The 12,924-nt window shown below is 50.6% G+C and carries 11 protein-coding genes; 6 read left to right on the top strand and 5 right to left on the bottom strand.

The features are described from left to right. Positions 1-158 precede the first annotated feature (158 nt). Positions 159-1,472, top strand: coding sequence for a nicotinamide mononucleotide adenylyltransferase (locus tag ACMGDE_RS05245; protein ID WP_436831708.1), 1,314 nt, complete (start codon positions 159-161; stop codon positions 1,470-1,472). A gap of 36 nt (positions 1,473-1,508) precedes the next feature. Beyond that, positions 1,509-2,024 (top strand): isopentenyl-diphosphate Delta-isomerase, encoded by a 516-nt coding sequence (idi, locus tag ACMGDE_RS05240; protein WP_436831707.1) that lies wholly within the window; start codon positions 1,509-1,511, stop codon positions 2,022-2,024. On the opposite strand, the gene ACMGDE_RS05235 is transcribed toward idi, so the two are convergent. Continuing rightward, positions 2,021-2,587 (bottom strand): hypothetical protein, encoded by a 567-nt coding sequence (locus ACMGDE_RS05235; RefSeq protein ID WP_436831706.1) that lies wholly within the window; start codon positions 2,585-2,587, stop codon positions 2,021-2,023. The genes idi and ACMGDE_RS05235 overlap by 4 nt on opposite strands. Before the next feature lie 187 nt (positions 2,588-2,774). Between ACMGDE_RS05235 and ACMGDE_RS05230 the strand changes: the two genes are divergently transcribed. Continuing rightward, the gene (locus ACMGDE_RS05230) at positions 2,775-4,361 is read left to right on the top strand and encodes a S41 family peptidase (RefSeq protein ID WP_436831705.1); all 1,587 of its coding nucleotides are present in this window, start codon (positions 2,775-2,777) and stop codon (positions 4,359-4,361) included. 23 nt (positions 4,362-4,384) lie between these two features. On the opposite strand, the gene ACMGDE_RS05225 is transcribed toward ACMGDE_RS05230, so the two are convergent. Next, positions 4,385-5,050: an ABC transporter ATP-binding protein gene (locus ACMGDE_RS05225; protein ID WP_436831704.1), complete on the bottom strand. Its 666-nt coding sequence runs from the start codon at positions 5,048-5,050 to the stop codon at positions 4,385-4,387. A 331-nt stretch (positions 5,051-5,381) separates the two neighbouring features. Here ACMGDE_RS05225 and ACMGDE_RS05220 point away from each other — a divergent pair, with 331 nt between their 5' ends. Beyond that, complete coding sequence (locus ACMGDE_RS05220; RefSeq protein WP_436831703.1) at positions 5,382-6,587, top strand: MFS transporter; 1,206 nt, start codon at positions 5,382-5,384, stop codon at positions 6,585-6,587. A 2-nt stretch (positions 6,588-6,589) separates the two neighbouring features. Here the strand turns inward: ACMGDE_RS05220 and ACMGDE_RS05215 are convergent, their stop codons facing one another. From ACMGDE_RS05215 to ACMGDE_RS05205, 3 genes are all read right to left on the bottom strand, one after another. Beyond that, positions 6,590-8,983 carry an ABC transporter permease gene (locus tag ACMGDE_RS05215; RefSeq protein WP_436831702.1) on the bottom strand — a complete coding sequence of 798 codons (2,394 nt, stop codon included), beginning with the start codon at positions 8,981-8,983 and terminating at the stop codon, positions 6,590-6,592. A 231-nt stretch (positions 8,984-9,214) separates the two neighbouring features. Continuing rightward, complete coding sequence (locus ACMGDE_RS05210; RefSeq protein ID WP_436831701.1) at positions 9,215-9,622, bottom strand: hypothetical protein; 408 nt, start codon at positions 9,620-9,622, stop codon at positions 9,215-9,217. A gap of 26 nt (positions 9,623-9,648) precedes the next feature. Further along, positions 9,649-10,065 (bottom strand): hypothetical protein, encoded by a 417-nt coding sequence (locus tag ACMGDE_RS05205; RefSeq protein WP_436831700.1) that lies wholly within the window; start codon positions 10,063-10,065, stop codon positions 9,649-9,651. 214 nt (positions 10,066-10,279) lie between these two features. Here ACMGDE_RS05205 and ACMGDE_RS05200 point away from each other — a divergent pair, with 214 nt between their 5' ends. Both ACMGDE_RS05200 and ACMGDE_RS05195 read left to right on the top strand, forming a co-directional pair. Then, a complete protein-coding gene (locus ACMGDE_RS05200) occupies positions 10,280-12,286 on the top strand; it encodes a tetratricopeptide repeat-containing sensor histidine kinase (protein ID WP_436831699.1) in 2,007 nt (668 codons plus the stop codon). After that, positions 12,267-12,914: a response regulator gene (locus ACMGDE_RS05195; RefSeq protein ID WP_436831698.1), complete on the top strand. Its 648-nt coding sequence runs from the start codon at positions 12,267-12,269 to the stop codon at positions 12,912-12,914. The genes ACMGDE_RS05200 and ACMGDE_RS05195 overlap by 20 nt, the downstream gene beginning before the upstream one ends. Positions 12,915-12,924: the final 10 nt, after the last annotated feature.

Here is a 12,924-nt window from a genome sequence, read left to right as displayed (position 1 = left end):
AAATACATTCAATATACCTCATAAACAATATATATTATCAGTTTATTATAAATATAGTATCATATCTATTTCCTTTTTTTCCGGAAAAAAGTTGCCAGCCATTGCGTTGACAGGGGTAATGCTTTATGGTAAAGCTTTAAATCGCTACCTTTGCCCGCATGGCAAGGGAAATCTACGAAACCAAGCGCAAGGCATTAAAAATCAACCTCAACGAAGAAATCTACGGCACATTTGCGGAGATCGGCGCCGGACAGGAGGTGGCCCGCAATTTTTTCAACGCCGGCGCGGCTTCGGGAACCATTGCCAAGACCATCTCGGCCTATGACATGACGTTCAGCGACGCCATTTACGGCGTCGAAGAATCCGGACGATATGTCAGCCAGTCGCGGCTTCGCAAGATGCTCGAGCATGAATTCGAATTGCTCACCGAACGCCTCGTCGGTGAGAAGTACCAAAACAAACGGCTCTTTGCGCTTGCCAATACGGTCGCTGCACTCAATTTCAACAAAACCAACGAACCACACGGCTGGCTCGGTATCCGTTTCCAACAGGAAGCGGGTAGCCCCCCGAATGAAATCATATTTCACGTGAGGCTACTGGACAGCGACAACCTGTTGCAGCAAAAAGTCTTGGGTATCGTTGGCGTAAACCTTGTTTTTGCGGCCTACTATTATACGCGAGATGTGCAGACCATGATTGAGTCGCTCGTCGACAACCTGTCCCGGGGCTCCATCGAAATCGACCTGGTGAAAGTCAGCGGTCCTGCCTTCAAGGACGTCAGTGAGCGGCTGATCAACTTGTACCTCATCGCCAAGGGGTATTCCAAGGCGGCCATTTTCAACCCCGAAGGTTCGGCCTACCAAAGCAAAGACTTCCTGTACAAGAAGGACATCATCATTCTACGTACAAAATATCGGCAGAAGTCGAATCCCAATTTTGACTTGTTCAACCTTGCGGTAGACCAATTCAAACGTAACTTGGACGTCAAGGACAATAACTTGGTGGTCATGATCGAAGTGCTCATGAGCAATGTGCTTGACCAGACGCCGCAGTTTTCCAGTGAGGATCTGCTCTATTTTGCTGAACGGGCCGAATACCTTTGCAGCACCGGCAACCATATCCTGGTATCCAACTTCACCCGCAACCATTACCTCGCTGAATATCTGTCCCGATTCAAACCGCGTAACGTGGGTATTTCAACAAACATCTCCAACCTGCGCAATATTTTCAATTCCAGGCAGTATACCAAGGGTAATTATACCGACGAGCTGCTGGCCTATGTAAGTGGACTGTTCAGCAAAAATGTGAAGCTGTATGCGTACCCGTACCTCGATAGCCAAAACAGCGAAATCATCACCACGGACAATATGCCCGTATCGGATGAAGCCCGGCCCCTCTTTGATTTTCTGGTAAAGAATAAATACATCATCGACATTGAAAATTATGATGAGCGCTTCGTGAAGACGGTTTAGCGGGTGACCGGTGATGGGTGAACTATATAATAGAACATGGAAAAGGTGATATTGGTGGATGAGCATGATCGCGAAATCGGCTCCATGGAAAAGATGGAGGCGCACCGCAAGGGGGTATTGCATCGGGCCATCAGCGTTTTTGTATTTGATGATGCGGGGCGTTTGCTGCTCCAGCAGCGGGCTGCACATAAATACCATAGCGCCGGTCTGTGGACGAACACCTGCTGCAGCCATCCCGCCCCCGGCGAAACGACGCCGGACGCCGCACACCGCCGGTTGCAGCAGGAAATGGGATTGGACATCCCGCTGACCTTTGCCTTCAGTTTTTTGTATCGCGCACCATTCGACAATGGCTTGACCGAGCATGAGCTGGATCACGTATTTGTCGGTCACACCAATACCCAGCCGACACCAAACCCGGAAGAGGCGGCCAATTACCGCTGGGCGACGCTCCAAGAAGTTGAACATGAGCTATCGCGCGTTGCCGAAACGTATACGGCTTGGTTTAAGCTGATCTATAAAAAGGTCTTCGAACAGGTGGGGCAACGCTAATATAACCGTTTCATCAGCTGTTCCTCGACCGCCTTGTATACCTGTTGCGGTTTCTGATTGCGCCAGTTGAGGTCATCAAGCTTGCCGCCGAAATTGATGTAATAGTCAATGTTGGTTGACTTAAATTCATCGATAACATGATCCCGGAAATTAATGCCTGCTATCCAACCGTCTTCGATTTCCTGAAACCACTCTTCGTAATAGCTGTCATCGGAAAAATGGAAATTCAGTACGTTTTCACCGATCATGATAAACTTGTTGATGCCCGCATCGACCATGATATCGATAACCTCGCGCTTGAGCAGCATAATGTCGTTGTATATGGCATCGTTCCACTCCCCGATGAATTCGATAATGGTGTAACCCCGCTGGTAATCGGCGTATAGGATTTTGAGGTATAAGGTGCTGGAGCCAAAACTGTCCCACTGCGGATGCAGCAGGAAATTATAGATCTGTTTATCGAATTCAAACTCATTATACTCTGTGCCGTAAAAAGGGGACAGCTCGTCTTCGGAAGCGATGTAATCGTCCCTCCAGCGGTAATATGGCTCAATCTCGTGCATCGCTCATGCTGTTTTTACAAAAGTGATAATATTTCACGAAAGTTAATGACACCAACTGATTTTTGCGCGGGTCGTTTCATCTTGAGGGTGCAGCGTTGTTCTGCAACGGCCAGTCTATTGTAAATTTTGCCCCCTAGCGTGCGGAAAATGCAGAAAACTATTTAATTTAGCGCGTGTTATCAGTGATATGCGCAGGGAAACCAAACAAAATTTATTTATAGCAGCAACCTATGGAGGGGTCTTGTTTTTAGGGCTGCTGCTCGGACAACATTATGCAGGTAAGCATGTGCGTTCGGGCGGACAAGATGTATTTCCCTTGGATATTACGGGTCAACCTGGCAAGGTGGAGCGCATGATCGACATCATTGCTTCCAATTATGTCGATAGCATCGAAATCGGCCACCTGCAGGATCTCGCCATCAATGAGATTGTTGAGCAGTTGGATCCGCACTCTGAATACCTCCAGCCCAATCAAGCGCTTAAACAATACGAGACCCTCGAGGGGAGTTTTGAGGGTATCGGAATAGAATACTATAACCTGAATGATACGCTGATGACCGTCGGATTGGTATCAGGAGGCCCTGCACAACGGTCGGGCCTGCGATTGGGCGACAAGCTGGTGGCCATCAACGGCGAGATGATCACCGGAGCAAACTTTTCGGAACAGCGGATATCTGACAAGATTCGCGGGCGAAAGGGTACCGCCATCGAACTCACGATCAACCGTGATGGGAAAAACCTGCCGCTGCCCCTCAAAGTGATCCGTGACCGGGTGGAGGTCAGCAGCATTGACGCTGCCTATATCATTGACAGCGCCACCGCATACATCAAAATCCGGCAATTCGGTGCCAAGACGGCCGATGAATTTAAGCGGTCCGTGCAAAACCTCAAAAAGCGAGGCGCACGACGGTTAGTACTGGATCTTAGGGAAAATGGGGGCGGCTATTTCAATGCAGCCACCGCATTGGCCAGCCAGTTTTTTAAAGACAAGCGGCTGATCGTATATACCGAAGGGGCTCATGAACCCCGCGTGGACTATTATTCCAGTGCCGATGGCATCTTCGGCAACGGTGATCTGGCCGTCCTGATCGATGAACAGTCGGCATCGGCAAGCGAAATTGTCGCGGGCGCCGTGCAAGACCTGGAGCGGGGCATCATCGTCGGCCGGCGTTCGTATGGCAAAGCATTGGTTCAGGAACAGTTTGGATTTGGGGATGGCTCGGCGCTCAACCTCACCATAGCACGTTATTATACGCCATCAGGGAGGTGTATCCAAAAATCATACACGACGAACGCGGGGAAACCTATTCGTGCCCCAAAACAGCCTGCCTTGGGGAAGCCATCGACGGATACCGCCGCTTACCAAACCGAGTCTGGCAAACGCGTTTACGGCGGCGGTGGCATCTCACCCGATATATGGGTGCCTGTTGACAGCACGAACCTGAACACCCTCTATCATCGGATCAGGCAAGCCAACTTCATCGAGACCTATGTCTACGGGCGGCTGACCAGATCCGTGCCGGCGTACTCCATCGAAAACTACCTGAACGGTTATACGCTGCCGGAAAAGGAGTATCGCAACTTTTTGGCGTACCTGCGCGAAAAGGGTGTTGACTACACCCCAAAAGAGGCCATCCAAGTAAAGTCGATGGTACGCACCGACATCGAAGCCCTATTGGGCCGCTATTATTTCGGCAGCGAGGCCTTTTTCAAAGTGCGCAACCGATCGGATAACGTATTGGCCACCGCCTTGCTGGCCCTACAAGAGGAGTAGTTTATCCTTACTCGCTGCTTGGACTACTTGACCACTTGTCCATCAAGCAGCTCGACAATGCGGTTGCCATACTCCGCGTTTTTCTCCGAGTGCGTTACCTGCACAATGGTTACCCCATCTTCCTGGTTGAGCTGTTTGAACAGGTTCATGATGTCTTCCCCTTGCTTAGAGTTGAGGTTGCCCGTAGGCTCATCGGCCAGCAGCAACTTGGGCGTAGTGGCCAGCGCCCGGGCAATGCCCACCAACTGCTGTTGGCCGCCCGAAAGCTGCGTAGGGAATAGGTCCTTTTTACCTACGATGCCGAAACGGTCGATTAGGTCCGCTACTATCGCCTTCCGTTCGCCGCCCTTGAGGTTTTTATAGATAAGCGGTGTTTCGATGTTTTCATACACCGTAAGCTCGTCGATGAGATGATACGCCTGAAACACGAAGCCGATATGCTGCTTATAAAGCGCCGAGCGCTGCCGCTCTTTCAGCCCAAGCACATTTTCGTCCATGAACAGGTATTCGCCTTCATCCGGTTCATCCAATAATCCCAGAATATGGAGCAGGGTGGATTTGCCGGAACCCGAGGGACCCATGATGGAAACGAACTCACCCTCGGCAATATGAAGATTGACATCTTTCAGTACGAAAGAGCGGCTACCGCCCACGTTGTACCATTTGAATATGTTGTTTAACTGGATCATTTTTTAGCGATCGGTTTTCAGCGGTCAGCCATCAACCACCATGGCTGACAACACCAAATATATTAAATATCGCGTTAGCAATGCCAAAATCCTTACCAATATCACAAATCCTTATGAACGAACGCAATACCTGAACTTAATGGGCATCCGGTGTGCGATTCCGAACAGCTTATGTGCGATTCCGAACACCCATTGCCGGAAAAAAGCCTACTCCCGTCAGTTTAATATCATATTTTCAACGGCCTCCACCGGACGGAAATAAGCTAGCAAAAACAACGTACCTTTGTGTACTTATTACACTAAGCGTTTGAAGACGCCAACAGGCACGTATATGAAGAAAAGTTTGATACCGCTCACGTTCGGAGGGTTGGGCATCGGGATTACCGAATTCGTGATGATGGGGTTGTTAGAAGACATCGCCCGCGACCTGCATATCGATATCCCCACAGCAGGCCACCTGATAACGGCTTATGCCCTGGGCGTGGTCATCGGAGCGCCCTTGCTGGTGGTCATTGCCGGTAAATATCCGCCCAAACGTATCCTGATCGGCCTAATGATACTGTTTACGGTTTTCAATGCTTTTTCGGCTTTTGCACCCAGCTACGCCACCCTGCTCATTTCGCGGTTGCTGGCGGGCCTTCCCCATGGGGCATTTTTCGGCGTAGGCTCGGTAGTGGCCAGTCGTCTGGCTCAGCCGGGCAAAGAAGCGCGCGCGGTGTCTCTCATGTTTGCCGGTCTCACCATTGCCAACCTCATCGGCGTACCGCTCGGCACCTACATCGGCCAGCAATTCAACTGGCGGTATTCGTTTGCCATCGTGGTGCTGGTAGGGCTCATCACCCTGCTATCCCTGAAACAATGGCTGCCAAATCTTCCCGTAAAGCAAACGGGCAGTGTAACCTCTCAGCTTGGATTCTTCAGACGGAGAGCTGCCTGGCTGATCATCGGGATGATCGCCATCGGTACCGGCGGACTCTTTTCGTGGTATAGCTATATTTCGCCGTTGATGACCAAGGTATCCGGTTTTGCAGAATCATCCATGACCTACATCCTGATGCTCGCCGGCCTGGGCATGTTCGTCGGCAACCTGCTGGGGGGGCGCTTGGCCGATCTGGTATCGCCTGCAAAAGCGTCGATGATGTTGCTCGCGGCAATGGCCGTTGCGCTGATCTCCCAGCAGTATCTGGCCATCTACCCCATCCCGTCGTTGGCGATGACCTTCATTATCGGGGGTCTCGCCTTCGCACTCTCAGCCCCGATACAAATGCTGATGATCAATACAGCCAAGGGTTCCGAAATGCTCGCTGCCTCCGTAAGCCAGGCAAGCTTCAACATCGGCAATGCACTGGGGGCCTTTTTGGGCGGGTTGCCCATCGCGATGGGATATGGCTATACCGCTCCCGAATGGGTGGGAGCCGCCATGGCCGCCAGTGGCGCTGTATTTGCCTTGTCTTTCATCATGCAGCAACGCCAACAAATGCCTCCGGCTCCTCAGCCCGTTGTCGATGCACCAGATGCGGTATGCTATGAGAGATAATCCTATTCATCCCTCAGGGAGTCGACCGGATTGGCCTGTGCGGCCCGAACCGATTGATAGGTTACTGTGAGCAATGAGATCAGCATGGCTGTAATGCCCGCCAGCGCAAACATCCACCACCGCACCTCGATACGATAGGCAAAAGTGGCCAGCCACCGGTCTACCAACAAGTAGGCCAATGGTATCGCAATGAAGTTGGCCAAGACAAATATCCTGAAGAAGGGTTTGTTGAGTTGCATGAACAACTGACTCACCGAGGCACCCAGCACCTTGCGGATGCTCATCTCCTTCTGCCGGATGCTGATGCTATAAGCCGACATGCTGAACAGCCCCATTACCGCGATGGCGACAGAAAGAATGGTAAACGCACTGAAAGCAGACTCCAATTGTTCCTGTTGGGCATGGAGTGCAGCATATTTCTGGTCGACGAACTCATAACGGAAGTTTTTTCCGCCGGAAGACCTGTTGCTGGACTCCCAGTCCTTGCTGATTGAATCCCAGTCCTTGGTTAATGCGGCCAATGTTTGTCGAATCGTACCCGGCTTTAATTTTACCAGGATTTCCGTTTTAAGCTGTCCGCATGCACTGTTGATGGAATATACCGTGGGCCGTGCAAATTGTTCAAACCCTTGCATCTTACTGTTTTTGACTACCCCCACTACCTCAAAGTCGGTATCGCATCCCCGGATGATTTGTCCAATGGGGCTTTTCATGCCAAATGCTTGGGCTGCCGCCTCGTTGATCACGGCTCCTTTCATGGAGTCCGCCGCGAAAGCCTCCGTAAACGGTCGGCCTTCCAGCATGTCCATGCCCATCGTTTCAAAATAATCGAAGTCCACACCGATGTGGTCGCTCTTTCGCACAACATCCCGGAATTGAAATTCGCTTGCGGCTGGCCCGATCCCGCCTGGAATGCTGGTCGCTACAGTCATGTATTCAATACCGGGATAGCTTTGCATCCGGTCGCGATACGGTTTGAAATCGGATGGCTTATTTAATAGCGCGAGATTTTTGATGTACACCACCTGCGCAGGTTCAAAACCTTTGTCCCCTTGGCGCATGTAATCCAGTTGCCTGTTGAGGATAACCATACCGGTGATGAATACAATAGCAATGACAAACTGGAAGGTCAATAGCGCATGGCGGAACAATGCCGTCCGGTGGCCGGTTTGGAAGTTGCCCTTCAGGATATTGACCGGATGGTAACTCGATAGGATGGCGGCAGGGTATATGCCGGATACTATCGCGGTAAACAATGCGGCCAGCAACAATTGCCATGCAATCTGCTCTGACAGGGAAAAAGCCGCCAAATCGTAAGCCAACCATTGCTGTAACGCATTCTGAGAGGCTACGACCAAGCCCCAGGCAATCGCGGAAGCAAGGAGACACTGGAGTAATACCTCACCCAGGAACTGTGTGGCCAGCCGGCCACGACTTACGCCAAACACCTTTTTAATACTGATTTCCTTGGCTCGTTTGTTTGCCTGCGCCATCATCAGGTTGGCAAAGTTGATACCGGCCAGCAGGAGGATGACACCGGAAAGTACCCCCAACGCCCAAACCGTGATGTACCCCGTATTCGAGCCGTGCCGTGGCCTTAAATGGAGGTTTTTTAGCGGGTCAAGATACGTATCACCATTGGCGAAAGCCAACGTGGCGTTATGGTGGTGCTGCGCAATTTCGTGTTTGTATATTTTCTTGATTTTTTGGTTTAGTTGAATGATATCCGTGCCTGGTTTTACCTGAATATAAGTCTGGTATAACGACTTGTTCGGTTGATCTAGTACGCCGATGATTTCCGGCTTGAAAAACATCGCTTCATACGTTAGGTTGGACAATTTACGGGATTTCGTTACCCCGTGAATGTCAACCATCGTCATTCCCCATGGGTCAAGTATGATTTTTTGAGGCTCGAACGCATCTTTGCTATCGTTTGGAAAGACTTGCTGAAACACTTCAGGGGTCAGCAAATTAATTTCGGGATTCGTCTCCGTCATCTGCACGCCATATGCATCAATTCCGAACATCCGGGCAACAGACAGGTCAGCGGTCTTCCAGTCCTTTACGTAGGTCTGGCCATCATCGCCGATAAAAGGCACTTCCCACGGAAAATAAGACACCCTCCCCGCTTCCAGCACCTCAGGAAGTTTCGCTTTGATCGCCGTAGCCAATGCCGGGGGCGTAAGATCGGTATTGTTCCCTTGGTAGGTTAACCCAACCAGGTAAATCTCATTGTAGTTCGGATTCCACCGGTCATAACTGGTCTCCCGGTTGATATACAGATAGGCCAGCATAAAACCAGCGAATCCCAATGCCAAACCGAAGATGTTTAACGCGGTAAATAATTTGGATCGGAGCGCATTACGCCAGGCGATTTTTAGATTATTCAAATGCATGGTTATCCGTTTATGAATATGATTAGCCAACGGGCAGATTTCCATATTTCTGCCCGAAATTCGATGTGTTTATTTCACATCAAATTCATTACCAAACGGTTGAATCGCCCTTTTCCGAGCCTGCAAACGGTGAGCGAACAACACAGGTGTCCGATATCGAACAGTTAGTGTTCGATATCGGACGGTTTTTCAAGTGTGCAGCCAGCCTTAATTGACCCGGATTACAAGCCGCTATTCATCCAAAAGTATTTCATACACCACCGTGGACAGGTCGGCCAACTTACCAGAAGAAACGCTGATGTACACGTCCTGCGGGCTGACCGCATCTTTCAACAATTCGGGAACACCCCGCTCCGTCTGATAGAGCGTGCCGTCTGTATCCTTGACTGTCCACCGGATATCAAACGTGCCATAGTTAAGGATATCTTTTCCGGAAACGTTTTTCACGTCGTATGATACGTGGACCTGGCGACCCGCCTCCTCCTGCTCTGCGACGATATTGGAGATTTCAATATCCGATGTTTTCCATTCACTTCCCTCCTCCGGTGAGGGGTCATCTTTTGAGCACGATACCAAAAGTACTGCAACCAACCATACGGCGAAGAACCCGCTTCTCCTCTTTTTTAAACGCGTATCCATAATCATAACTTTTAACTATAATGCTTTTATTGCCTCACACCTTCAAAACTATACGTTACGTCGGCTGCTGCTGTTTGCTTCGTCACCACCGATAACGTTTTATTGTCCAGCGTGTATATTGCGATTCCCTGCGCATCGTTCGATGAGGTTTGGATGGAGATGCCCCCGTTATCGTATACCTTCAACGTTTTAGGGGTAATGATCGAATACTCCTCATCCGGTTTAGCGGTCAATGTCACTTCATCGGCGCTGTTACGTGTCACCACAATTACGGCGTCGTAATGCGTTTCGCCCTGGAAAACATCCAGGGTACCCATATAGGTGCCTGCAATCCCCGATGCCGGGTCGGCATCCGGTGACGGATTATCTTTCTTGCATCCCGCGGCGGTGAACACGGCTAATAACACGGCGCACACTGTCTTCAGTTCAATTCTTGTTTTCATGACCTTCTGTTTTAATGTCCCTATATCATGTTCTTCATCCTTGGTGATTTTCAGGTATGGGAAAACCACCGAAGCAAAAGTATCAAGGGGAAGAGGGCCAAACAATCCCCTGAAAGCATGGATTATGTCTACTCATTTTTGAGTAGTTTTTGGTGAAATTGGCAATTGTCAGCAGGAAGTTATATTATTGTTATGAAGTTTTAGTGTTAATATGATGAAACAGCTCGTGCTTTCCCTGATCGGTGCATGCTGCTGTATCGCGGTTGCCGCGCAATCCATTCCCCTTGATCGGCAGCGTCATGCAGACAGCCTTGAGCGGGCGCTGAGCGATACGGAGCAATCGGATAGCCTCCGGGCTAGGGCGGCATATCTCTTGTGTGAATTTTGGTCCTACCTTGATACGGCCAAAGCAAAAACCTATCTCGAGAAAGGCCGACGCCTAGCCGGGAACAGTCCTTACACGCGTGCGCGCCATCAATTTTACATCGGCCAGCTCTATCGTCGAATAGACAGGACCAAGAGTGAAGACGCATACCTTAGGGTTGATTCCATCCTCGCCCGGCATGGTATCGTTACCAAAAGCGCTTTTGCCCTGCGTTCCAACGCATGGAACAACTACGCGATCCTGCAACAAATCAAAGATGACAATGAATCGACCATTGCCATACTGCTCAACAAGGTTATTCCTTATTCTAAAAAAGCGGAATTGCCTACCTATACGGCCTTGACCTACGCCGATGTAGGTACTCTATTTGCGAACCAGCGCGAATATGCCAAAGCAGCCCCCTATTTCGAGCAATCGCTCCAACAGTTGGACACCCTTGAAATCGAAAGCTCCGCTCGCGTGAATGTATACCTCGCCGCCGCCGTCAATTATATCAGCATGGACAGCCTTAAACTCGGCAGAAGATGGCAGGACAGCGTTCGCCGGTTGCTCGCCGATCATACCGGATCCCGGTATTACCTCGAATACCTGGAGGGTGAAGGACGGTTTTATCGCAAATCGGGAAATTACGCGCGTTCACTTGACAGCATCGAAGCGGGTATCGCCCTCGCGGAAGACTTAAACGATACTCTTCGGAAAGAGGGTATGCTCAATGAAAAGTTTCTGACGTTGTTCCAGCAGGGGAATTACCAAGCCGCCGAGCGAGTCTTGAGTGGGGTAGCACAGCATCCTGTGACGCCTTTTGCCGCCACCAGGGCGGTTTACTATACAAACCTCGCCGAAACCTATGAAAAACTTGGCGACATGCATAATGCGTTCCGCTGGCAAAAGGCCTACAGTGTGTTGAGCGACAGTCTGCATGAAACCCACTACAAAGAAAAAATGCACCAGCTGGAAACCCGCTACCGCACGGCTGAGAACACGCGGGAAATTGCCACGCTGAAAGCCGGAAAGACCGCCGCAGAACTGGAAGCAAACAATAACCGGTTATTCAACTGGCTACTGGGGGCAGTTTGCCTGTTTTTATTGGCGGCGACCATTTTTTCATTGGCCTACTACCGTAGCCACCGTCGGCTTACTACCCAACAGGAGATCAACCACCGGCAACAACTCCGGGAAATGGAGCAGCAACAGGAGCTGGCCGTGACCCGGGCAATGCTGGAAGGAGAGGAACGGGAGCGAAAACGCGTGGCGCGGGACCTGCACGATGGGCTTGGCGGTATGCTCGCAGGAGTAAAGTTCAACCTATCCGGTTGGGCGGCCAACCACCTGCACCAACCCAATGATACGGACTTCTACCGGGTCATCGAACAGCTCGACAATTCTGTGGGCGAACTGCGACGTATCGCCCGCAACATGATGCCCGAGACCCTATTGAAGTTTGGGCTGGAGACAGCGCTGAAGGATCTATCCGAATTTTATATGCACGATGGGCTGCACATCGACTTCCAGCCTTTCGGCATCGACCGCAACATCTCCCTCCCGCTGCAAATCACCATCTACCGAATCGTGCAGGAGTTGCTATCGAACGCGGTAAGGCACGGCCACGCCTCGGACATCGTCTTACAATGCAGCCAACACAACCGCGACTTCCTGATCACTGTAGAAGATAACGGCATTGGTTTTGATACCAAACGGTTGTCCGGCAAAACGGGCTTGGGCCTTGAAAATGTAAAAAACAGGGTCGAATATTATAAGGGCAAAATAGAGATCATCTCTTCCCCAAACGAGGGAACGGCCATACACCTTGAATTACATGACCATGGAGCAGGGTAAGCATAAGATCAGGATAGTCGCCGTAGACGACCACCCCATCGTCATACAGGGGCTTCATTTATTGCTGGCCAATGAGCTCACGTTTGACGTTGTCGGCACGTTTGTAGATGGCGGATCGCTATTGGCATTTTTAGAGACGGTGGATATCGACATCGCGCTTCTCGACATTACCCTGCCCGACATCAATGGGCTGGATTTATGTCTTGAAATTAAAACCCGTTATCCCAAAACCCTCGTATTAATGCTGAGCAACCATGCCGAACGTAGCTTCGTCATGCAGGCCATCCAACACGGGGCCAGCGGATATTTATTGAAGAACGCCTCTCTCGATGAGCTCGCTACCTGCATCAGGGAAGCCCTCGATGGCCGGGTCACCTTCAGCCGGGAAATAACGGACATCATTACTCGCCCGGCGAGAAACGAATGGAAAGTCATTCCAAAACTCACCAAACGGGAAACACAGATCCTCAAACTACTGGCCACGGGCAAAACCAGCGCCGTAATTGCTGAAGAACTATTCCTCAGTCCGCTCACCATCGTCACTCACAGGCGCAATCTCCTGCAGAAGTTTGAAGTCAAAAACGTGGCGGAACTCGTCAAAACGGCCTCCGAGCACCTCCTCCTTTAATATCAGGCAA

Source organism: Parapedobacter brassicae (assembly GCF_051400755.1).
GTDB lineage: Bacteria > Bacteroidota > Bacteroidia > Sphingobacteriales > Sphingobacteriaceae > Parapedobacter.
Note: the sequence above shows the minus strand (reverse complement) of the source record. Positions and strands in the feature narration are given on the sequence as shown.

Excerpts from the sequence above, each read along its gene's own strand:
- ACMGDE_RS05235 (WP_436831706.1), bottom strand. The coding sequence starts at position 2,587 with ATGCACGAGATTGAGCCATATTACCGCTGGAGGGACGATTACATCGCT.
- ACMGDE_RS05205 (WP_436831700.1), bottom strand. The coding sequence starts at position 10,065 with ATGAAAACAAGAATTGAACTGAAGACAGTGTGCGCCGTGTTATTAGCC.
- ACMGDE_RS05215 (WP_436831702.1), bottom strand. The coding sequence starts at position 8,983 with ATGCATTTGAATAATCTAAAAATCGCCTGGCGTAATGCGCTCCGATCC.
- ACMGDE_RS05230 (WP_436831705.1), top strand. The coding sequence starts at position 2,775 with ATGCGCAGGGAAACCAAACAAAATTTATTTATAGCAGCAACCTATGGA.
- ACMGDE_RS05210 (WP_436831701.1), bottom strand. The coding sequence starts at position 9,622 with ATGGATACGCGTTTAAAAAAGAGGAGAAGCGGGTTCTTCGCCGTATGG.
- ACMGDE_RS05200 (WP_436831699.1), top strand. The coding sequence starts at position 10,280 with ATGAAACAGCTCGTGCTTTCCCTGATCGGTGCATGCTGCTGTATCGCG.
- ACMGDE_RS05220 (WP_436831703.1), top strand. The coding sequence starts at position 5,382 with ATGAAGAAAAGTTTGATACCGCTCACGTTCGGAGGGTTGGGCATCGGG.
- ACMGDE_RS05245 (WP_436831708.1), top strand. The coding sequence starts at position 159 with ATGGCAAGGGAAATCTACGAAACCAAGCGCAAGGCATTAAAAATCAAC.
- idi (WP_436831707.1), top strand. The coding sequence starts at position 1,509 with ATGGAAAAGGTGATATTGGTGGATGAGCATGATCGCGAAATCGGCTCC.
- ACMGDE_RS05195 (WP_436831698.1), top strand. The coding sequence starts at position 12,267 with ATGACCATGGAGCAGGGTAAGCATAAGATCAGGATAGTCGCCGTAGAC.
- ACMGDE_RS05225 (WP_436831704.1), bottom strand. The coding sequence starts at position 5,050 with ATGATCCAGTTAAACAACATATTCAAATGGTACAACGTGGGCGGTAGC.